The sequence below is a fragment of the Clostridioides sp. ES-S-0049-02 genome (assembly GCF_020658465.1).
Lineage (GTDB): Bacteria > Bacillota > Clostridia > Peptostreptococcales > Peptostreptococcaceae > Clostridioides.
The window spans coordinates 482,130-505,963 of record NZ_JACVWG010000002.1 but is presented as its reverse complement, the minus strand read 5'-3'; the positions used below and the strand labels follow the sequence as shown (position 1 = coordinate 505,963).

Annotated in this window: 17 protein-coding genes; 1 reads left to right on the top strand and 16 read right to left on the bottom strand. The window is 29.3% G+C overall.

The features are described 5' to 3' along the window. Positions 1 to 2: 2 nt before the first annotated feature. From IC213_RS08400 to IC213_RS08340, 13 genes are all read right to left on the bottom strand, one after another. Positions 3 to 1,178, bottom strand: coding sequence for a CDP-glycerol glycerophosphotransferase family protein (locus IC213_RS08400; RefSeq protein WP_227434458.1), 1,176 nt, complete (start codon positions 1,176 to 1,178; stop codon positions 3 to 5). A 14-nt stretch (positions 1,179 to 1,192) separates the two neighbouring features. Continuing rightward, complete coding sequence (locus IC213_RS08395; RefSeq protein ID WP_227434457.1) at positions 1,193 to 2,032, bottom strand: glycosyltransferase family 2 protein; 840 nt, start codon at positions 2,030 to 2,032, stop codon at positions 1,193 to 1,195. 2 nt (positions 2,033 to 2,034) lie between these two features. Beyond that, positions 2,035 to 3,192, bottom strand: a complete 1,158-nt coding sequence (locus tag IC213_RS08390; protein ID WP_227862992.1) for a polysaccharide polymerase — start codon at positions 3,190 to 3,192, stop codon at positions 2,035 to 2,037. A 15-nt stretch (positions 3,193 to 3,207) separates the two neighbouring features. After that, positions 3,208 to 3,930, bottom strand: coding sequence for a glycosyltransferase (locus IC213_RS08385; protein WP_227482118.1), 723 nt, complete (start codon positions 3,928 to 3,930; stop codon positions 3,208 to 3,210). An 11-nt stretch (positions 3,931 to 3,941) separates the two neighbouring features. Then, positions 3,942 to 5,015 carry a mannose-1-phosphate guanylyltransferase gene (locus IC213_RS08380; protein ID WP_227434454.1) on the bottom strand — a complete coding sequence of 358 codons (1,074 nt, stop codon included), beginning with the start codon at positions 5,013 to 5,015 and terminating at the stop codon, positions 3,942 to 3,944. A gap of 21 nt (positions 5,016 to 5,036) precedes the next feature. Next, positions 5,037 to 6,743, bottom strand: coding sequence for a phospho-sugar mutase (locus tag IC213_RS08375; RefSeq protein ID WP_227862991.1), 1,707 nt, complete (start codon positions 6,741 to 6,743; stop codon positions 5,037 to 5,039). Positions 6,744 to 6,788: 45 nt separating this feature from the next. Beyond that, on the bottom strand, positions 6,789 to 8,345 hold the full coding sequence (gene murJ, locus IC213_RS08370) for a murein biosynthesis integral membrane protein MurJ (protein ID WP_227482116.1): 1,557 nt from the start codon (positions 8,343 to 8,345) through the stop codon (positions 6,789 to 6,791). A 115-nt stretch (positions 8,346 to 8,460) separates the two neighbouring features. Further along, positions 8,461 to 9,516: a cell wall-binding repeat-containing protein gene (locus IC213_RS08365; RefSeq protein ID WP_227434451.1), complete on the bottom strand. Its 1,056-nt coding sequence runs from the start codon at positions 9,514 to 9,516 to the stop codon at positions 8,461 to 8,463. A gap of 94 nt (positions 9,517 to 9,610) precedes the next feature. Beyond that, positions 9,611 to 10,297 (bottom strand): sugar transferase, encoded by a 687-nt coding sequence (locus IC213_RS08360; protein ID WP_227434450.1) that lies wholly within the window; start codon positions 10,295 to 10,297, stop codon positions 9,611 to 9,613. Positions 10,298 to 10,516: 219 nt separating this feature from the next. Further along, a complete protein-coding gene (locus tag IC213_RS08355) occupies positions 10,517 to 12,541 on the bottom strand; it encodes an N-acetylmuramoyl-L-alanine amidase (protein ID WP_227862990.1) in 2,025 nt (674 codons plus the stop codon). Between the two features lie 248 nt (positions 12,542 to 12,789). Then, the gene (locus tag IC213_RS08350; RefSeq protein ID WP_227862989.1) at positions 12,790 to 13,941 is read right to left on the bottom strand and encodes a DUF5009 domain-containing protein; all 1,152 of its coding nucleotides are present in this window, start codon (positions 13,939 to 13,941) and stop codon (positions 12,790 to 12,792) included. A gap of 108 nt (positions 13,942 to 14,049) precedes the next feature. After that, positions 14,050 to 15,627 carry a cell wall-binding repeat-containing protein gene (locus tag IC213_RS08345; protein WP_227862988.1) on the bottom strand — a complete coding sequence of 526 codons (1,578 nt, stop codon included), beginning with the start codon at positions 15,625 to 15,627 and terminating at the stop codon, positions 14,050 to 14,052. 209 nt (positions 15,628 to 15,836) lie between these two features. After that, the gene (locus IC213_RS08340; protein ID WP_227862987.1) at positions 15,837 to 18,248 is read right to left on the bottom strand and encodes a cell wall-binding repeat-containing protein; all 2,412 of its coding nucleotides are present in this window, start codon (positions 18,246 to 18,248) and stop codon (positions 15,837 to 15,839) included. Positions 18,249 to 18,423: 175 nt separating this feature from the next. Between IC213_RS08340 and IC213_RS08335 the strand changes: the two genes are divergently transcribed. Beyond that, positions 18,424 to 18,840 (top strand): GtrA family protein, encoded by a 417-nt coding sequence (locus IC213_RS08335; protein ID WP_227862986.1) that lies wholly within the window; start codon positions 18,424 to 18,426, stop codon positions 18,838 to 18,840. A 64-nt stretch (positions 18,841 to 18,904) separates the two neighbouring features. Here the strand turns inward: IC213_RS08335 and IC213_RS08330 are convergent, their stop codons facing one another. The 3 genes from IC213_RS08330 to IC213_RS08320 all read right to left on the bottom strand — a co-directional run bounded on the left by IC213_RS08330 (position 18,905) and on the right by IC213_RS08320 (position 23,738). Beyond that, entirely contained in the window at positions 18,905 to 21,022 is a 2,118-nt protein-coding gene (locus tag IC213_RS08330; RefSeq protein WP_285894829.1) for a cell wall-binding repeat-containing protein, read from the bottom strand. A 30-nt stretch (positions 21,023 to 21,052) separates the two neighbouring features. Beyond that, positions 21,053 to 21,760 (bottom strand): PIG-L family deacetylase, encoded by a 708-nt coding sequence (locus IC213_RS08325; protein WP_227839518.1) that lies wholly within the window; start codon positions 21,758 to 21,760, stop codon positions 21,053 to 21,055. Positions 21,761 to 21,866: 106 nt separating this feature from the next. Further along, positions 21,867 to 23,738: a cell wall-binding protein Cwp2 gene (locus IC213_RS08320; RefSeq protein ID WP_227862985.1), complete on the bottom strand. Its 1,872-nt coding sequence runs from the start codon at positions 23,736 to 23,738 to the stop codon at positions 21,867 to 21,869. Positions 23,739 to 23,834: the final 96 nt, after the last annotated feature.

Below are 23,834 nucleotides of genomic sequence, written 5' to 3'. Positions count from 1 at the left end.
ATTTATTTAATTTTACTTAATACACAATCATATATCCTCTTGCAGTTCTTATTGTCATTATATCTGAAAAACTTATTTCTTTCATTTTTTTGGTTACCCATAACCTCAAAATTATTTTCAATAATATCAATAAGTTTATTCACAGCTTCATCATTATTATAAGCCAAAGACCCAAACATTTCGCTTTTTAAATCTATATACGAGTCAACTTTTTCCATATATTCATCTAAATCAAATTGATAAAATAAAATAGGTCTGTTCATATAGAGAAAATCTATGGCAACACTTGAATAATCAGTTATGTTTGCAGCTGATTTTCTTATTTCATTTGCTAGAGTTACCCCTTTATCTAAAAATACAATTCGTTTACCAGTTATGTTTTCTTTTATGTCATCTATAAACTCATGCATAAGATGATGCATATAAATTTTTACATTTATATCTTTCTCATCTAATATTTTATTTAATTTATCATCATTCAAGAAATTCATTATATTTTTAAAATAATCTGTATCTGTAAATTTTCCTGAACTAAATTTTATCCAGTCTCTCCATGTAGGAGTATATAATATATCTCGTGTTTGTGCAACTTCATTTGTTGGTAAATTGTCATATCTTGCATTTCCAATTATATAAACTGAGTCATCTAACATTCCCCAATCATTTACCATAACATCTCTTTCAAACTCAGAACTTGCTGTAACTATATTATAACTTTTATATAGGTTATCTATAATATTTTTAAACTTTTTATTCATTGGCTTTCTCTTTTTAAAACTTATCGTTCCATGATTTAAGAACACTTTTATCGTCTTTTTATGGAAATAATTAAGAACAGGTACAGCAAAGTTATAAGGTGCTATATCTGCTGATGGCGCATGTGAAAATACTATAGCTTTTGAATTGTAATAATATAGATAGTTTTCTACACTTCCTCTTATTAATTTCTTGCCTGGAATTTTATTGAATACTTTACTGTCTTTATTTACTACCCAATAAGTTTCTACATCATTATGTTCTTTCAACATATACTCATAAAAGAACTTGGCATTATCATTGTATATATCTCCTGAATGTCCACCTATAAGCCAAATATTTCTACCATTAAACTTATGCTTACTAAATGGATACATAAAAAAAGCCAAAAGCATATTTATTAAAAATTTAACCTTGTCCATAAACACCATCCTCATTATAACTTATACTGTCTAAATCCATTAATTCTTCCTTTTATAGTGGCACTATGATAATCTTTGTTGGAACTCAATATAAGACCGCCTATATTTCTTACAAGCTTTGATGCCATAACCTTTACAAACTTATAATTCTTTCTATAGACTATTTCTTTTTTGCAAATGGCTCCAAAACCTCTTCCATAGTTATAATCTTTTTGATACTTTTCTTTAGATTTAGAATGTTTTTTTGCAGGATGGTAAATTATATCATTCCCAAAGTATTTTCCTTTAAATCCTAAACTCAACAGGTTTAAAACATAATCTATCTCTTCACCAGCACCAAAATCTCCACCAACACCTAATTTTTCGTCAAATCGTGTATATTCTTTTTCTCCAAAATCAACAAAAAAAGTTATGGATGTTATAGTATTTAAAACGTTGGAACTTGTGATATCACAAGTTCCATCATACATTTTCTTAAATGCATCAATTTTATTTGCATCCATAGTTTTACAGCTGTATATTTTATAATCTTTATTTTTATTAAAGAAGTTTGTAACTTTTTCTAATGTATCATTTTCGTAGACACAGTCATCATCAGGAAAACCTATAATTTGCCCTTTAGCATTATCTATGCCTACATTTCTGTTATAACTTAATCCTAGCTTATCGCTTTTTATATACTTTATATCTAACTTATCAACGTATTTATCAACTATCTCCTTAACTTTGTTATTATCATTTTGATCTATTACTATAAGTTCAAAGTTTTTGTAAGTTTGATTTTCTAAGCTATCCATAAGTAAGTATATATCATCATATCTATTTAATGTTGGCATTATTAATGATATTAACATTACTACCTCCTACTTTTCATTTTCCACAAATCTACCTCTCTTTTATCGTTTAATATTACTTCTTTTATTAGTAATACTATTGTGAAACTAAATGAAGCTTCTAATAATAAATTTTCTGCAAAAGAATATAGTAAAAATATGAATAAAGCTACTAAATACTCTTTTTTATCTTTTTCTATAAAGCTTTGTATACCTTTATACATCAAAAACATAAATAAGATGCAAGCAATTACTCCTAGTACACTAATTATATATATATAAGAACTGTCTAATGGATTAGTTGCTTTTATAGCAGCACTATATGAATTTCCAAAAGGTTTCATAAAATTTCCCTCTTGAGCTAAGTATACATTCCAGAACTTAGGTCTACTTGCTAATAATCTATTTAGTACACTACTTTTAGAAAACATCATACCAATAATTACACTAAATAAAGTAAGTATTATCGGTGATGTCTTTATAAGCATTGGTAGTACTTTTATTTTTTTTAGGTCTATCACTCTTATTATCTCTACAAATATTAATCCTGCTAATATAGTAAAAAAGCCAGTTCTACTATATGTAGTTTGATAAACAAAGAATGCAGATCCAAATAAAATTATTCTATCCCATTTATTATAGTTTTTATATCTTAAGAATATATATGCTGCATATATAGTAACCATATAATAAAATACTCCATTTGGATTACCAAGTCCAAAATCCATTCTTGTAACAAGCGTATCTAATTTTCCTATATATCTATAGTGGACTTCCTGATTAAATACTAATGAAGGAAATAAATTAAATAATAATATAGCTCCTATTAAAAAACATACAGATATTATTAAATAACTTTTAACTATACATTTATCATCTATTTGTTTAGCTGATACAGCTAACAAAACAATTAATAATATAGCTCCTTCTCTATTTAATATATAAAGTAATACACAAGCTCCAACTAGCACCATTTCTGTTATACTTTTTCTCTTATCAAATAAAAAAAGTAGCATTAGTATTCCTATTGAAGAATAAAATAACGCTGATTTAATCATCCCTATACTCATATCTGGGTCAATAAATGATATCATATACTTTCTAAGTACTATGATAAACAAAACAAATATATAAAGATATTTTTTAATCATAATATTTCTATCATCGTTTAAAGTCTTCATTTCACTTTCTCCCTTTTAGCTTCTTAAAGTATTACTTGCAAATATTTTACAACACTTCCATATCTTATTTACACCTGTTAAGTGCTTACTTTCTAAGAAATAATTTCTTTTCTTAGCCCAACTTTTTCCCCACCAATGTATTCCATAAGTATTTTCTGTAATACATTCTGGTGTAAAGTCTTCTTTAAATCCAAAAGGATAAAAATATTCTTTATCGTAGACACGGATGCCTTCTTCATAGTTATTTTGGTCAATCTTTTTATAATTTTTTTCCATAAGATAAGTCATAACTTTTGGTATTGTAAACAATGAAGAAGTAAGCACCTCTTTTTCGTAGTACTCTAATAAATCTTTAAAGAAAGGATGTCCTTTTTCTACACCTACTATGGCTGCATTCATGTATTCTCCATCATCTTCATATCCACATATAAGCCTATTATTTTCTAAAAGAGGAGTTATATCCTTTAATATCTGCATATCTGTATCCATATAAACTCCACCTTGTTCATAAAGTACTCTTACTCTTGTATAATCTGATATGAACGCCCAAAGCTTTCTTTTATAACATTCTTCCAAAAACTTATTTCCTTTTATTTCTTTCTCTATATCAAAGTTTTTTTCATTCCACTCTACTATCTCATATTCTGGAAGTTTTTCTTTCCAGGAATTTATACATATATTTTCTATATTTCCTTTTGGACCACCAAACCATACATAATGTATTTTTTTAGGAATCAAATGAACACCTCCTACATATATTCTTGTCTATCTTCTTCTTTTAATTGCTCTACTATCTTTTTGACATCTTGAGCTTTATCTTTTCTACAAACCATAACTGCATCATTCGTAGATACTACTATCAAATCACTAATACCTATTGTCGATATTAATTTGTCATCTGAATATATAATTGAGTTTTTAGTATCTATAGTAATATTTTCACCTCTTTTGATGTTACCTTCATCATCAGTTGGATATATCGCACCTAGGGAGTCCCAAGAACCAACGTCATTCCAACCAAAATCACCAGGAACTACTATAACATCATTACTTCTTTCCATAATACCATAATCTATAGAGATTGATTGTATTGTTGGATAGATTTCTTTTATTTTTTCTATTTCTTCTTCTGTTCCTAAGTAATTACTGATTTCCTCTAATTTTTCATATACTTTTGGTAAGTATCTCTTAAAATCTTCCAATATCTTGGATACCTTCCATACAAACATCCCACTATTCCACACATATTTCTTAGAATTTACATACTCTTTAGCAATTTCATAGTTTGGCTTTTCTACAAACTCCACTACTTCATATGCAACATTTTCTATTGTATTTTCTCTACTAAAGTTTATGTATCCATATCCTGTTGATGGGAATGTAGGATTTATCCCAATAGTTACTAGTTTATCATTATTTTCTGCTATATAAATAGCTTTTTCTAAAATAGCTTTAAATTCTTTTTCATCTTTTATATAATGGTCAGCTGGATATACACACATAACACCATCACCATATTTTTTCATTATGTTAAAGGCTGCAAAACCTATAGCTGCTGCCGTATTTCTGGCACATGGTTCTGGTAAGATATTGCTGTATAAACATTTATCTTTCACTGTATCTTTTAAAGCGTCCATTTGCTTCTCATTAGTTACTATAAATAAATCCTCTTTGTTTGCTAGAGAATCTATTCTGTTTATAGTTTCATTTATTAAAGCATCTTCTCCACTTAAATTTATAAGCTGCTTAGGTACTTCTTGTCTACTAAGTGGCCAGAAACGAGTTCCGCCTCCTCCAGCCATTATGACATTATATACTTTCATCGTTTATCTCCCCTTAGCTCTTTATATAGAATCCACCACATTTAATATATAAGATATTAAATTATTCAACTTAGATTCTACATCTTCTTGGTTATCTGAATTTGCTCCAAAGTAAAATTTAATTTTAGGTTCTGTACCTGAAGGTCTTATAGCTATCCAAGAACCATCTTTAAGTAAAAATTTAAGTACATCTGATTTAGGTAAATCATCTACTCCATCTTTATAATCTAAAATCTTATCTACTTTTACATCAGCCACATTATCTATTTTAACACTTCTAAAGTAAAGCATCATCTCTTTTATTTTTTTTATTCCTTCTATGCCTTTTAAAGTCACTGACTTTAATTCCTCTTTGTAGTACCCAAATTTATTATATGTATCTATCAAGGCTTCATACAAGTTCATACCTTTTGAAAAATAGTATGCTGCCATTTCACATATCATAAGCGAAGATACAACACCATCTTTATCTCTAGCATGAGTTCCAATTAAGTAACCATAGCTTTCCTCATATCCCATTATAAAGCTTCTATCATTACTTTCTTCAAACGCTTTTATTTTTTCTCCTATAAATTTGAACCCTGTTAAAGTATTCAAACAATCTACATTATAAGCCTTTGCTATTTTTGCACCTAGTTCTGATGTAACTATAGTTTTTATTATTGTAGGATTGTTTTTAGGAAGTTTATTTTCTTCAACTAAACTCTCTACTATATATCTAACTAAAAGTGAGCCAACTTGGTTTCCATTTAAGACTACATACTCACCACTAGAATCTTTTACAACAACACCTACTCTGTCACAATCAGGGTCTGTCCCTATTATCAAATCAGTACCATTACTCTTTGCCATTTCAATAGCTATATTAAATACTGACTTTTCTTCAGGATTAGGATACTTAACTGTTGAAAAATTAGAATCTGGCAATTCTTGCTCCTTAACCACCATTACATTTTCAAAGCCACATTCATTTAAGACTCTTCTTACTGGTTTATTTCCGGTTCCATGAATAGGTGTATATATTATTTTTAATTTTTTTCCATATTCATCTATCGTGCTTTGTCTTAAAACTTGCTTCTTAACAGCCTTTATAAACTCATCATCTATTTCATTATCTAATATAGTTATTAAATTTTTAGATAAAGCTTCTTCAAAATCTACACTTTTAATGATACTGTAATCATCAATCTTATTAACTTCTGTAATTATATCATTGGCCATATCTATACAGATTTGACCTCCATCTGAGTCATATACCTTATATCCATTGTACTCTTTAGGATTATGACTTGCTGTTATTACTATTCCCATAGCACACTTTAAATGTCTAACAGCAAAAGAAAGTTCTGGTGTAGGCTTTAACTCTTCAAAAATATAAGCCTTTACACCATATGCACTTAAAGTTTTAGCTACTTCTATACAAAACTCTCTTGACATGTATCTACTATCATGTGCTATAACAATTCCTTTTTGCTTTCCTTCTTCACCTTGCGTCTTCATAATATAATTTGAAATTCCAAGTGTTGCACGTCTAACAGTATAAATATTGATTCTATTAGTTCCCGCTCCTATTATACCCCTTAGACCACCTGTCCCAAATTCTAAATTTTTATAGAATCTATCTTGTATTTCTTTGTCATCATCCTTTATACTTAATAGCTCTTCTTTGGTTTGTTCATCAAAATAAGGAGAATTTAACCACATCTCATAATTATTTTTATAATCCATATTTTCATCCTTTCTGACTCTATTTTAATTTTTTAAGGTAAATGTCTATCTTTTAAGTAGTTTTTGCTTTCCTTTTTTTAAAAATTCAAAAGCTAAGTCCATCTCTTCTACCTTAAATAAAACTATCAATATCGTATATACAGAAGCCCCACCTAATACTCCAGTTCCAACTGCTATAATTTCTTTAATTGTTCCTGCACCTATAAATGCATATAGATTGTTATATATCAATAAAGTGACTACTGCCATCACACCTGATGCTACCAAACTTTTAAGACCAGTCTTTATGATTTTATCTCCTCCAAAATATCCAGTTTTCTTTTTAAGAGATATAAACAATAATATAACTGTAATTATATTAGACGTACTAGTTGATATAGCAATACCTGCATGACCAAGTGGTCTTATCAATATTAAATTAAGAACTATATTTATTATTAGCGCAATACTTCCATTTATCATTGGTGTCTTTGTATCTGAAAGAGAATAGAATGCTCTATATAAAACATCTCTTACCCCACAAGCCAATAAACCTAACGAATATAATCTAAGAGCTATAGATGTAAGGTCTGTTGATAATGCATCAAACTTACCCCTTTGGAATAGTATTCTAACTAGAGGTTCTGCTAGTATAATAGCTCCTATGGATATTGGAAGCACTACCAATATAATACAATTTGATGACTTTACAATAGTACTTATAAATCCTTCTTTATTATCTTTACCCGACATTTTTGCCAACTTAGGATATATAACTGTTATTATAGATGTAACAAATAATGCCATAACAAACTCATTTAGTCTATTTGCATAGTTAAGGGCAGACAACTTTCCATCCCCCAAAGTAGTTGCCAATAACCTGTCAACAAATATATTTAACTGTCCAACAGCTACACCTATTAACATAGGCAAGACTAGATTCACTAATTCTTTTATGGACTCATCCTTTAAATTTATATATGGTTTATACTTGTAGGACTTCTTAAATGCAAATGGGAGTTGAAACAATAACTGACTTGCCATGGCAATCAATGCTCCTGCTGGTAGTATCCATACATTTTTACCTGCACTTAGTGCTATTGCTGCTATTATTATGATATTATATGGAATTCCTATAAGACCTGGAATTACAAAACTGTCATTCACCTGTAAAAATGAACTAAATATTTTACTTCCACTTAAGAACAAAACTCCTGAAATCATTATTTTAGTAAATAGTATTGCTGCTTGAAACTTAGCAGGGTCACTTCTAAATCCTGCTGCAAATACTGTAACAAATTGCTCTGTAAATAAAAGCCCAAAAATAGCTATTATTATAGCCATTATATAGCATATATTTAAAACATTGTTAGTAAATTTTAAGGCACCTTCATCTCCGAGTCTTTTCTTTGTCTCAAAGTACATAGGTATATAAGTTGTAGCAATTGCAGAACCTATGACTGCTATGATTAAACCAGGTATATTTAATGTTAATACAAATACGTCTGCATACATACCTGTTCCATAGAAATTTGCAAGTACAAGTTCTCTAAGGAAACCTAATACTTTTGAAAACATAGTGGCCGCCATAATCCACAATGCTGCTTTAGCTGTTTTTGACATTTTCTTTCTCCTTCTCTAATTTAAACTCTAAAAGTAGAACTTTTAAAACTGCTTATAAACATTATTCTGATTAAGTAAATTTAACCTATGAAAAGCTTCCTTAATAAATTAAAGACTATCTTGACTCATATCTAAGCGCTCTAAATACAATCAATAGTAATAATAGTATTAATATTATACAAGATAAGGATGTTAAATTAAGTATACTCTTTAACAGACTATAATTACCTACTGTATATCCAACTTCAATTACATCACTTATGTTGTTATCTTTCAAGAATTTATCTTGTGCATGACTTAAATTATCACTACAAATCAGTATTGGCATATTTTCTTTGGCCGATACTACTCCCAAAGAAATATATTCGTTTACATCAGATCTACTTCCAAAATCTAATTTAGCAGTATAGATTTTCTTTATATCTTTTTCATCATAAAATTTCTTTATTAAATCGACATTTGTGCTTGACTTATTTATTTGCTTTATACCTTCTATATTCTTTAAGCTAGAATCAATGTCTGCAATAAACTCTTTTGAATCACCTAATGCATATATTTTTTCAAGGTTTTTACTTTTTAAGAAGTCAATTTGTTCTTCAAAACCTTCATCTTGAGCCCATATTATTGGCATTCCATTTTTAGCTGCATAAGAATATACAGATATGGCATTCTCTAATCCTGTAGTTGAGCTAAGTAAAAATGCCTTATCGAATCCTACTGTTCTGTACATTTCTCTAGCTATCTTTAAAGATGTATCATATCTGTCTTTTCCTCTTATTCTTTCTACTTTAATTCCCATTTTCTCTATATTACGTTCAGCATCTTTAGATACTGCCTTTAAACCACCTATTATCGTAACCTTCTCTGGACCTAGCTCTTTTAGATAATTTCTTGTTACTCTACCAACATTTTTACTCTTAGTTACAACTATCGGAGCATTTTTTACATATGCCAAAGGTGTTGCACTTATACTATCTACAATTGACTCTTCATTTACAAGAATTACTTCTTTAGAATTCTTGAATACTCTTTTATTTAATTCTGTTGAAATCTCTGGTATACTACCTTCTATCAACTCTTTTTTAGGACTTACATCTGCAAATACCCCCACTGTACTAGAAATAGAGATTAGCAAAACTAACGATAATATAGTAGAAATTTTTTTAATCATAAGTTCTCATTCCTTTTCTTTTTGTATTTTTTGACAATAAAAAAGCTCTTTTTTAAAGAGCTTTTTCATTGATTAATAATCTAATATTTTAAAATTATCTAGCTCCGTCTCCTGTCAATACTACTTTAACAGTTTTAAAGAGTATCTTAAAGTCAAGTAATATACTCCTATTTTTTATATAGTAAATATCTTCTTTAAGTTTTTCTTCAGGAGTGATTTCGTATCCACCATTTACTTGTGCCCAACCTGTAAGTCCAGGTTTTATAGCAAGCCTGTTGATAAATCCAGGTATTTCCTCATTAAATTGAACAGTAAAGTTTGGTCTCTCTGGTCTAGGACCTATTAAGCCCATGTCCCCCTTTAATATATTAAACAGCTGTGGAATCTCATCAATTCTAGTTTTCCTAATAAACTTTCCAACCTTAGTTATTCTAGGATCATCTTTTTCAGCCCATTGTGCGCCAAATTTTTCTGCGTCTGTTCTCATAGATCTCAATTTATATATATAGAATCTTCTCCCGCATTTTCCTAGTCTTTCTTGCTTATAAGTTATTGGTCCTTTGTCCTCTATTTTAATAAGAATTCCAAATATTGCTATTAAAGGTAAACCTACTACAAGTCCTAATATAGATAAAACTAAATCCACAACTCTTTGGTACAAGTCAAACAACACTGTGCCTTTTACTATGCTATAGTCAATCTCACTTGCAATTTCTTTATCTGCCCCTGGATAGCTTGTAACTTTAGGTATTTCACATTCATCATTAGTATATCCAGACATAGTTACCTCCATATTGGAATAAAAAATTTTTAAATTCTTAATTTCAACGTATTTCTATCTTATTTTTGACTTATTTCTATATTATACTCAATAATGAGAAGTTTATCAATACAATAAACGTCATTGTAAACAATTTGATTCTTTGCAAAAATATATCATCTCTTGCTATATTTTACATTATAACAGGAGATGATATATTTTGCTTTAATATTTTTTATTTTATTTTACTGTATCTTCTATTCCTATTCCAATTTGAGTTCCCATTGTCTTTACTTTTTCTGCTGTATTTAACTTGTCCATGTCGCTCTTATTGTCTATAAATGCGCATTCTACAAGTATTGCAGGATATTTATTGTTTCTTAATACATATAGGTAATCATTTCCATTAGCAAGTGTTCTTGTCTTGATTCCTCTATTTTGCATATTAAATTTCTCTAATATTCTTTTTAATATATTTGATGCAGCAGTCTTAGTTGTTCCACCATTTTTATCTTTTACTTTGTAAAAAATTTCCACACCATTACCAGCTCCATTAGATGCATTGTAATGTATACTTGTAAATAAATCTGGCTTTATAGTGTTTGATAATGTCGTTCTTTCTCCTAAAGCCATTGTTTTATCTGTATCTCTAGTCATAACAACATTTATACCTTTTGAACGTAAATATTCAGTAGTTGCTAGTGCTGTATTAAGAGTATATTTCTTTTCTTGAGCTCCACCATTTAATCCACTTGTTGCTCCTGAGTCAGAACCCCCATGACCTGGGTCTATCACTACAGTTTTTCCTGCTGCTGAACCTGGATTTTCTGGTTCTGTTGGTGCATTGTGTTTTGATAAACTAGATGCTATAGAACTTATAACACTATCCTTCATTCCATCACCAATTTGATATACTGTTCCTGCTGTTTTTTCTGATAAGTTTGTACTATGGTATGCAGAAACGTAAGTTTTTGGAGTTATAAGTATTGGAGATTTCAACTTAGCTGCTAAAGGTCCTGCTGTTATTGAGTCAACTATTATGTCAGATTTTGCAACTAACATTGCGCTCAATTCTTTATCTGGATAGAAAGTCTTAATTACCTTCGCATTAGTTTCATGTCTATCAGCTCCAGATACTCTGTTTTTTGAAGTCCCATTTTTTGCTATCTTAGATATTTTATCTATAAGTTTTGATGATAGACTTTGGTCTCCACCTATGTAATAAGCTTCTTCTAAACCTTGTGAAGATAGCCAATTATATGTACTTTCTGGTACAGAATCTTTATTAGCTAATATTATAGGTTGTTGGTCTTCACCTGCTTTTGATGAAATATTAAGAGCATCATACTCACCAGCATATCCATTTGCTATATATATCTTATTAACATCATGATACTTATCAATTTCTTTTGCTATAAGTAAAGATGTTTCATGTCTATCAACTCCACCAATACGAGTTACATTTACATCTACAGCAGATTTTATTTGAGATACTGCCTTTTGTGAAACTGAACCATCATCACCTATGATTATTACATCACTTGGGTTTAGACGTTTTAATTCCGCCTTTGTACTTTCTGGTATATCATCTTTATTTGCAAGTAATATTGGTGCATCATATGTAGAAGCAAGTGGAGTAGCTGTGATTCCATCTGCTGCTAGTTCTCCATTAACTATTACAACCTTACTAGCTCCATCTTTCCATCCTTGTTTACTTATCTCAACTGCTGTCTCAAATCTAGTAGCTCCTGCAAGTTTTTTTACTGGTGCAGAAGTTTTTCTCATATATTCATTCACTGCTTTTGTTGAGTTAGCATCACTTATTATAAACTCTTGTGTAACATCATAATCTTTAAGATTTAACCCCATAGATTCTAAATCTTCTTTATTTAAAACCTTCTGTCCATCTTTACCATTTACTTTTATGCTTTGAAGTTCCCATACATTTAAGTATTCTGGGTCTTTGTTATAGTTTATTACACCTTCATATGTATCTGTTTTTTCATTGTAATTTAAAGTAGCTTCAAGTGGCATATCATAACACATAAAGTTTAATGTTATTGAATCAGCATTTAATTTTTCTTTAAACTTTACACTTGCATTCGATTTACTTCCTAACACAACACTTTTTCTTTGTAAATTTATATTAATATCTGAATTAGATTCTGTATTTGCAGTAGTATTTTCCGCTGCTAAAGCCACGTTTGGTGCCACCATTGCTATAGACAACATTCCTGTTGCTAATAATTTTGTTCTCTTTCTCATCGTATCCCCCCTAGATTTTTAGATCTTTAAATCTTATTTAATTCTTCTTGAACTTGTTTTATATTACATAAATTCAATATTATGTAAATCTTTTTTCATTATAGCACAAAAGATTACAAATTGTAATCTTTTTGTAATCTTTTATGGCATGTTTTTTTAATTTTCGCTAGGGAAAAACTGGATTATTACTGAGAATTTCTGCATATTTAAACAAATTGAATAAATATTTTTTTAAACAAAACACTACATTAAATTTTAATAAATATTTTCTTTTTATACATAAACGACATTATTATAACCCAAAACAATACATACAAGAGAGAAAATACAAGAGAATCCCATGTTGTACCTGCCCAAGGTGTTATAAATTCATATGTAGTCCATTCCACCAAAGTAGTGGGATAATCTACTTTATCAGTAAGTTTTGGTAAATTCCAAAACACATGGCTCAATATTTCAAGACACATATATGTAAAAATAGGGCTACTTCCAAGTGCTATTATTGGAGTAAATATTTTGCTTTTATTTTTGATGTCACATATAAAGTAAAATATTGCCAATAAAATACCATAACTTCCAGCCATTAAAAGTACGAATGAACTTGACCATAATCTCTTATTAAATGGAAAATATTGATTAAAAGCAAAAGCACATATAAGTAAAATGATACTCATAATTAATATTTTAAATAATTTTTTATACTGTCCTATATTTTCTTTTAGAAGTACACACCCCATAGTACAGCCTAACATACCTGAAGAAATTGCTACTATACTCGTTAAAAATCCATCTGGTTCAAACTCTGGCTTGTACAAATGTCCTTTGAAAAAATGGAAATCCACTAATTGTGCAAGAGAACCTTCTAGCTCAAATCCATATGGTTTTGCCACTATATAATATCCCACTATGATAAATGCAGATATACATAAGAAAGTAATTATAGTTGCAGTGCTTCCTACATTCAGTTTTTTTAGTAGTAAATACACTAGACTAGTTACAAGGTATACTAATCCCATACGTTGAAGCACCCCAAGTATTCTTACAGTACTTAAGTCATGATTTCCTAGGTAATTTAAGAAAAATCCAAACAACATTAGTAAAATACTTCTCTTAAATATACTTAGTATTATTCGTATTGTAGATTTATTATTCTTTAGTTTACTGTTTATTGATATTGGAATTGTAACACCTAAGGATATAACAAAGAAAGGAAATGCAAAATCTGCAAGTGTTACACCATGCCATATAGCATGTCTAAGTTGTGGATACATTCTCATCCAAGTCCCAGGATTATTGCAAACTATCATGATGGCTATTGATAGCCCTCTTATTATATCAATTGATTTAACTCTATTTTTCATAATTTTTGTATCTAATTTACCTTCAAATCCACTCTCCATATTACCTCCCCAAGATTTAACTGTATATTTATCTTTAGCTATGAATCCATCTAACTATATATTTTCAAATATAAGTATAAAATATAGCTTTCTTAAATATACATCTTTTTAGTTAAGAAATTTCTTTAGAAATCCAAGTTTATCTAATATATCTTGTATCTTATTAATTTTCTGGCTTATAGAATCTATAGCTTTTTCAATTGAATCAACCTTAGCTTCTAAATCTTCAACCTGATTTACTTTTTTATCTATAGTTCCATGATTAGTGATGTCACTATTAGATGAGTTATCTATAAGCTTTCCTATATAACCATCATTAATCAATTTTGTATCATTAGCAGATGCCAATATCATCATTGTTTCTATATCTGAATTTCTAGTATTTTCTATAACTCTACCATTTTTGTCACGAACTGACAATATAGTTATTGTATCATGATTGTTAAATCCACCTTCTCCAATATTTCTCACTATAACATTTACTAAAGTAGCATAGTTATTTACCTCACCATTAGGCATATCAATAGTGATAGTCTTTGAACAATCACCTTTTATATTCACAGTTATTGGCTTATTTGTTACCATTCTAAAAGCTTCATTTACAGTATCCTCTTTTGGATTAAAGTTAATAATGTCATTAGGACTTGCAATATTTATCATATTAGTTAATTCCTCAACGGTTTTAGCTTCAAAGATAGTTTTATCTTGTAAAGTCTTAATTTCATTAAAAGCTTCTTCATTTCCATTTCCACCAACTTGTGTTACAGTACTTAATTTTTTAGTACTAAGTATATCCCTTTGCTTTGTATTTAGTTTATCACCGACCAAAACAACAGGTGATTCATTCTTTGCTGCCAATACTCCAACTGCCAATGAATCAATAAGTTGATTTTCATTTTTACTTCCATCTTTAGTTACATATAGATTGTTTAAATCTACATCAGAGTAAAACTTTTCTATAACCTTGGCATTAGTTTCATTTCTATCCTTTCCACTCAATCTTTCTGCATTAGGGAGGCTTTTCTCTACAGTTCTTGAAACAGAATTTGTACCTCCAATTACATATGCCTTTATAACTTTCTCATCTTTTATAAATTTCTCAAATGCTTCTACTCCATTCTTTGGACTAGATAATACTACAGGCATATTATTTTGAGCAGAAGGTGCCCCAACACTTACAGCATCACTTAGCCCTTTTTCGCCATTTACAACAGCTATCTCCTTAACATCTTTAATATCTTTTAGTTTATTTGCTAAAAGTAATGAAGTTTCATATCTATCATTACCACTAATTCTTTCTACATTTAATCCATCATTTTTTAATTGATTCTCTATATCCTTATTTAGTACAGCAGTCCCACCAATTAAATAAATATCCTTAGCTCCCAAACGCTTTAGCTCTGTTTTAGTTCTATCATCCAGTTTATTGCTTTCTGTCAAAAGTATTGGAGCTCCTTTAACTTTTGCAAATGGTGTAGCTGAAAGAGCATCAGCCAAAGAGCTATCATTGACTAATACAGCATTATTACTAGAACTATATGCTTTTTGGCTTATCTTTACAGCAGTTTCATATCTCCCTTCACCTATTAATTTTTCCTCTGTAAGTGCGTATGATGAAGTTATAGAAATCCCACTTAAAGTAAGCGCTATTGTCAATATTGTTAAAATAGTTTTTGGTGCTTTCATTTTATTACCCCCTTATTTCGTTTAAAATCTTACTATATTATATTATAGAATATCTTTACACTATTTTACAGTTTAAAATTATTACATTTTTATCTATAAAAATTTCTCAAGAAATAAGCCCCAACCATATTAACAGTTAGGGCTTATTTCCTTTATATATTTTTAAAGCAATATTAAATATTTTTTAAACTATAAAACATTTAACATTATTATTTTCCTAAAAGACTATTTAATTCATTAAAAGCACTTTCATTTCCATTTCCACCAACTCTAATTGGAGTTTCTATTTTCTTAGATTTAAGTACAGTTTTTTGACTTTCATCTAATTTATTTCCAACTAGAACTACTGGTGAATCAGTTTTAGCACCTAATGCTCCTACTGCTAGTCCATCTATTAAGTCACCTTGACTTTTTGAACCATCTTTAACAACAAAAGCATATTTTAAATCTGAATTAGTATAGAACTTATCTATTATCTTAGCATTAGTTTCATTTCTATTGCTTCCTGCAAGTCTTGTTGGATTTGAAAGCTTACTTTCTAAGTTTGATGATAAAGTAGCTGTACCACCAATTATATAAGACTTAGTTATTTTTGATGAATTTAAAAACTCATCAGCACCTTGTAACTCACTCTTTTCATTAGTAAGTATTATTGGCATATTGTTATCTGCTGCTGCTGCACCAACACTTATTGCATCTGCAAGTCCATTGACACCATTTGCCACTGCAACTTGTGAAACAGATTTTATACTGTTTAGTTTTTGAGCTAGAGATATACTAGTCTTGTATCTATCACTACCACTAATTCTCTCTATTGATATACCCATATTGCTAAGTTGAGTTTGTATATTCTTACTTAGAGAATTTTCTCCACCTATTAGATAAACTTTTTTAGTTCCTAATCTTTGTAACTCTGCCTTAGTTTTTGAATCTAAGTTATCTTTTCCTGTTAAAAGGATTGGAGAATCAATTGCTGCTGTAAATGGTGTAGCTGTTAAAGCATCCACTATTGCATTACCATTTACTAGTACTGCATTTTGTGAAGAAGTCCACCCTTTTTGACTAACTTTAACTGCTGTTTCATATCTGTCAGCTCCAGTTAAAGATTCTCCTGAAGTAGCCTGTCCAGAAGATGTCTTTGTTATAGCTTTTATAACAAAGTTACAAGGAGAGAACTCGCTATATGTATTTATATCCTCAAATTTATTGTTTTGAAGTATGTAACTTTCACCTAAGTTTGCTTTAGCTTCATATAAGTAATATCCATCTATGTTAGTTTCATATGCTAAAGTAGATTTTTCTCTATTAGGATTTGCTGAGTTATCTATAACTACTACTATTGCTCCTTTTCCTTTTGGTAGGTTATAAGAGTTAGTAGGTACATTTATGTATCCAGAGTATGATACTGTTCCATTTGCAAGTTTTGTCATTGAGTTATTTTGAGGAACTCCATTTACTACTGGTGCATAATATACTTCATATTTTGCTCCTACAGAGTCTGTTTCAAACATAACTGAGTCAAGTTTTTCAGAGTCTCTACTGAAATCAAATACATTTGCTGCTGTTATTTTATTTGACATTATCTTGCTAAGACCAGCATATTCAAGTTGATACATTTTTTTGTCACTGTCTGGTTTTGATACTGATTTCATTGCATAGTTATCTGTATCTTTTAAAAGAGTTTTGTCTTCATAAGAAATCCAGAAGAATCCTTTTTCTGAGTTAAATTCTCCCCAACTACTTTTCACTAACCATGCTCCATTTGATTCTGGTCTAGCACTTGGCTTGAACTTATCTTTTGAATAATTGTCATCCCATCCTACAATTGAAACAGAATGATTTAAAGGTTCACTTCTATCATTACAATTATATGAATTTTCATCATCACTTAAGTAAGCTGAATAGTGTGCATATCCTGATGTCACTGCACCATATTGCATTATTGCATTTTTAACAGAAGTTTTATCTTTATTAACTCTTACAACATCTGTTACATTAAATTGTGTAGGTGCAGTATCCATATTTTGAGGTTTAGTTGCTCCTTCATCTTCTGATTTAAAATTATATGGAATATCTTTTTCTAACTTAGGACCTGACCAGGCTGTAAGATATCCAATTGCTGTTACATTCGAACTACCTGTCATATCAGTTAAGTCCCATCCATGTATTCCTCCAGTTGACCACCATCTAAAATGCTCTTCTGAAAGATCATAGGTTCCATAACCTTTTAATTTCAAGTATGCTTCTAGTGTTGACATCCCAGAAAAAGCCCAACATGTATTAAGTTTGCCTTGGTCTTTTGCTGGTGTAGTTAAATCTAATTTTCTTGGATCATATGATACACTTGATTTATATGATGCTGGAAGACTACTTCTTCCTTTAGTCTGAAGTGTTGTTCCTTCCATTTCATAAGGAGTTGGTATTACTCCATTATATTTTGCTGTATCTCCTTTTTTTACATCTTCTAAATATCGAAGATATGCTTCAGAATATTCTGCAGTTTCTACTCCAGTCAGAGTTTTATTGTTTTGTGCTGAGACAGGTATCGTTGACACTATTAAAAAGCAAACTGTCAACAATGCCAGTAGCTTTGACAATTTTTTTAATTTATACTTTCTCATATTTACCCCCTTATATGTATTTAATTTTTATTATATCAGATTTCTAAATCTAGGTCATATTTTATTTTGATAAAATATGAATTATAATTATATATATTGTAAAATACTATTTTATACTGCATATTTACTGACTAATATATGATATACTAATTACATAAATAATATATATCAAGCAATGGAGGGAAATTTTTTGATATTAAAAAGACATCTAGAAACAATATTATATCTCTTTTTTGGCGCTTTAACAGTTTTGATAAACATTATTGCTTATCTATTTTTTACAAGAATTATTAATTTTACTTTTTTAGTATCAAACTCTCTAGCTTGGTCTATAGCAGTTTTATTTTCATATATAACAAACAAATTCTTTGTATTCAAAAGTGAAAAAACTGAGATTTTTTTTCTCTTAAAAGAATTTGTATCTTTTTTATCTTGTCGTTTATTTTCTGGTTTTATAGAAATATTACTTATGTATTTAATGATTGATTTACTTTTTCTAAATGATATCTTAGTAAAAGTAATCACTAATATCATTGTTATAATTTTAAATTTCATCTTTAGCAAGATAGTAGTTTTCAATTATAAAAATTAACCTTACTATGTTTATACTTATACAGAATAAGGAGTTGTCTAAAAAAGACAACTCCTTATTAACTTTAAGAAATAATTTCTATTTTATCTGTTACTCCCCATTTTTCAACTTTATTATTTTCTCCTGATGCTAATTCTACATAAAGTCCATTTACCTTGCTTCCTTGTAAAGTTATATCACTATTAGAACTACTTTTCCAACTGGAGTCTATTTCATCCCCTACATTCATAGGCTCTGGTTTTGTAGTCTTTATTCTATAGTAAACTTTATTACCATTGTATCCAGTTACACTAATAGTTACTTTAGAATCTTCATCAATAGAAATACTTGACTTTATTCCACTTGCTACCACTTTAAAGCCATCATCTGTTGTCCCAGCTCTCCCCCATCTTGAAACTTTTTTTCTTGAATAATCAATTTCAACAACTTCTATATAGGATCCATTTTTAGCATTTACTTTAAACGGATCAGTATTTTCAACCAAATCCCAATCATTTATATTAATCCTATCACCGACCCTCATAGCTGATGGTTTATATGACAATACTCTGTAATAAATTTTATAATTTGAATTTTTAGGTTTTTGAGGTACATTTAACATAATTTGATTATTTTCAATAGGAAAACATGCAGTTATACTTGGAGATAATCCTGCTGCTGTATCACTATCATCATCTTTATCTGTATTATTAGTATTAGGCTTATTGCCACTTATTCCTGGTTCTTTATTTCCACTAACAGTATCAATTTTTCCTGAATTTCTTATATTAGTACTTGAAGAATCATTATCTACCTTCGTTATAGTTCCGTCATTTCTTATATTTACATCTTTTGCAGAACTAAATATTGTCATAAGCCATATTTGTCCATCATTTTCATTTTCAATCTTACAACCATTATCATCAGAAATATCCATTTGGTTTATATAACCTGAGTTAGTTAAAGTTCCATCTTTTATATCTTTAAGTATCAATGTTTTACTTATATCACCTGTATTATTCAATTCTCCGTTTGGCATATTTATAGTTATCGATTGACTATATTCTCCAGAAAAATCAACCTTTATAGCTTTTTCAGTCTCTAATTTAAAAGATTCACTTATCTTTTTATCAGGTCTAAATTTTATAGTGTCATTAGCATCAACTTTCTTTAAAGCGGAATTTAACTCCTCTATTGTTTCAACTGTATATTTAGTTTCTTCTTGCATATCTAGAATATCTTTATAAACATTTTCATTTCCCATTCCACCAACTTGAGTAACTGTACTAAATATCTTAGTATTTAGTACATCCTTTTGAATAGAATCAATTTTGTTTCCTACTAATACTACTGGAGAATTATTTTTCGCTGCTAACACTCCAACTGATAGTGAATCTATTAAATCACTCTGTTTCTTCATTCCATCCTTAGTTATATATGCATTTCTTAAATCTGTTTCTTTATAAAATTCCTTTATAACATTTGCATTTGTTTCATTTCTATTATTACCTGATATTCTTTTAGCATTGGGTAAGCTTTTTTCTATTTCACTAGAAATAGAATTTAATCCTCCAATGATATAAGAATTTTTTATATTTTGAGACTTTATAAATTTATTAGCTACCTCAACTCCACTATTTGAATTTGAAAGTATAATTGGCACATAGTTTTGAGCTGCTATTGAACCAACACTTACAGCATCTGCTAGGCCTTTTTCTCCATTTACTACAATTACATCAGAAATATCTTTTTCTTTATCCAATTTCTCAGCGAGTTTTACAGATGTTTCATATCTATCATTTCCAGAAATTCTTTCAACTGTTATTTTCTCTGATTTCAATTGATTTTCAATATTTGTACCTAATGCATTTGAACCACCCACTAAAAATACATTTTTTACTCCAAGCCTTTTCAATTCTGACTTTGTTCTTGCATCTAATTCTTTATTTCCAGAAAGTAAAATAGGTGCATCTTTCAATTTAGCAAATGGAGTTGCAGATAATGCATCAGCTATTGAATTATCATTTACTAGTATAGCATTGTCAGTCCTTGACCATCCATTTTGACTTATTTTTATTGCTGTCTCCCATCTCCCTGAACCTATTAAATTCTCTTTATTAGATGCATTTACAATATTGCTAGATAAAGCTATTGATAAAAATGATACTGTTAACAAAGGTATTATTTTTTTTGATATTTTCATTAATTATTTCCTCCTAATTTAAATATAATTTTATGGAGCATGAACATACTGTATTTTATTTAATTCTAAGTCATCAAAATGAGATTTTACAGAATGATATCCTATAGCATAATGATTATTTTCAGGATTCCATTTTTTATATGCATTCATTGCACTTAATAACTTCTCTTCTTGACTAGGTAATACCTCCCATACCTCTACATTTGGATTAACTTTTTTGAAATCATTATAATCATATGGCTCTACATAAAATCTTAAATCTTTTATTTTACCTTCTTTGTATAGTTCTAAAGCTGCTTCACCTAATGCTCTATGGTCTTCATGTATTCCACTAGCTTTAAACGGAGTAACAGTCTTTACTTTCGCATCTGGATATTCTTTTAAGTACTTAAGAATTATTTCCCTTGCTTTTTCCTTATTTAATTCTCCATCATGAGCTCTATTATCTTCTATATGTATATTACTTTCTTTTACACCCATTGCTTCACAACTATCCTTAAACTCTTCATCTCTATCTTTTGAAAATTCACTTTCTGATAAAGAATACTTATGCACATCTTTAATATGATAAGAACATGACCCTCCATCATCTAAGACTTTTCTTATTATTGATTTACTACCATCTGTACACAATATTACATGTGTATCACTTTTTTCAACATGCTCAATTATAGCACTACCCATACTTAAAGTTTCATCATCTTGATGTGGTGTAAAAAATAAAGTTGCATCTACCACTACTATATCCTCCTATTTCATAAAATGTTATAATTTACAATAAATAGCATAACTATAGAAAAAGATTCCTCTGTTTATTAAGGAATCTTCTCCACAGTATAAGTTATTACCAACCTAGTATCTTAGCTATCTTTTGTATTACTGTCAATTCAACTCCATTACCTATTTGAGTTACTTCTGCACCAAGATTTAATTTTTTACCAATGGCATTCTTTTGTGAGTCTGTTATATCAGTTTTAGCTAGAAGTATTGGACCTTTACCTGCTGCTAGAGGTCCTGCTGCCAATGCATCTACTAGCATACCATTATTTCCATATCCATCTTTTGCTATATATAGTTTATCTAATTTATCATAATATGTTTCTATGACTTTAGCATTAGTATCATGTCTTGTTTCTCCTTCAACTCTTTGAACGTTTCTATCTTTATCAATATCAACAAGTTGATTTTCAATTTGGCTAGATACATTATTAGAACCACCAACTATGCCAATCTCTTTTCCATCCATCAACTTTATGGCTTCTGCTGAGAGATCATTCCAACCATTTACTATTATAGGAGCCTTAAGTTCAGCAGCTTTAGCAGCTATACTCATAGCATCAGCTTCCCCTTTTGCACCTACTACAAATGCATCTTTAAAAGAACCCATAGCTTTTGCTACTGCTACTGAAGTTGTATGTCTATCATCTCCAGCTAGTCTTTCAACATTCTTAGTTATTGATTCTAATTGTTTTTTAGCTGTGTTTGATACTGCTGACTCTCCACCTACTATATATATTTTAGCAGATGAGCTTTTCTTAATTATATCTTTTATATAGTCTAAAGTTACTTTTGGTATTTCATTATCAGATGCCAACAGTATCGGTGCTTTTTTAGATTGAGCTAGTGGTGTAGCTGCTAATCCATCAACTAATTTATTTGAATTAACTATAACTACATTATCAGTATATTTTGTTTGTTTTGCTATAGCTACTGCAGTTGCATATCTATCATCTCCAGCTATTAATTTAACTTTTGAATTTCCTTCTAATGCTGATTTAGCATCTTTTAACTCTTTTTCATTAGTACTTTCTACAGTAAGTTCTATAGCATTTCCAGATGCATCAGTATATTTAACAGTAAATTTATACTTTCCTGTTTCTGAATCTTTTTCTGAGATATCACTAACTGATTTTGATGTACCATTTACTACCATATTACCTTGAACAGTTAATCTATATCCATCGTATAAATCTTGTGGTGAAACTGTATTTAAATCACTATTTTTTATAGTTATTTCAGCTAATTGAACATCATCAATATTTTTAGCTCCTGCTACACCTAATTTATTTATTTTATTTACTCTAAAACCTTCTGCAGAAGGATCTAAATTTGTTCCAGTTGAATCAACTGGATTTACTGTTAAATCAATTTTTTCATCACCAATACCTATATCTATAGTTCTAGAAGTCACTGTTTCTGTTTTGTCCCTTAAAGTTATAACTAACTTATCTTTAACACTATCATATGAAGCTTTTACATCTGCAACTTTATAAATTCCATTAGTTTCAGTTTTAGCTTTTTCTGTTATTGAATTAGCTTCAGCAGAAAGGTCTGCTGAATTTTCATACTTTTCAACTGCTTCTGCAACTACTTCATTTGCACTATTTGTTATATGCCCTTTGTCTGTTATAGTTACAAGAAGCTCTTTATTTTCTCCTAAAGCATTTACTAGTTTTTCTAATTCATCTATATTAGTTATTATTTTTAATTGTGATGAAGTTTCACCAACTTTTATTTCATATATTGGTTGTCCAACTTGAGAACCTCCGGTATATTTTTGAGATATTAGGTCTCTAACTTTTGAAACTAACTCTGTAGCTTCTTTTTTAGTTATTGTTTGTTTTTTTACCTGTGTAGTTTCGGCAGCAAAAATTGGAGCTACTGATGTACTTATCATTACAGCCGTCATAACTACTGAAAGATTTTTTCTATTCATGGTGTTTTCCCCCTAAAAAATTCAGTTTTTTATCAAATTTTCCTTATTTACCAATTATAATATATATCTGACATTATTTCAATAAATAGGATGTAT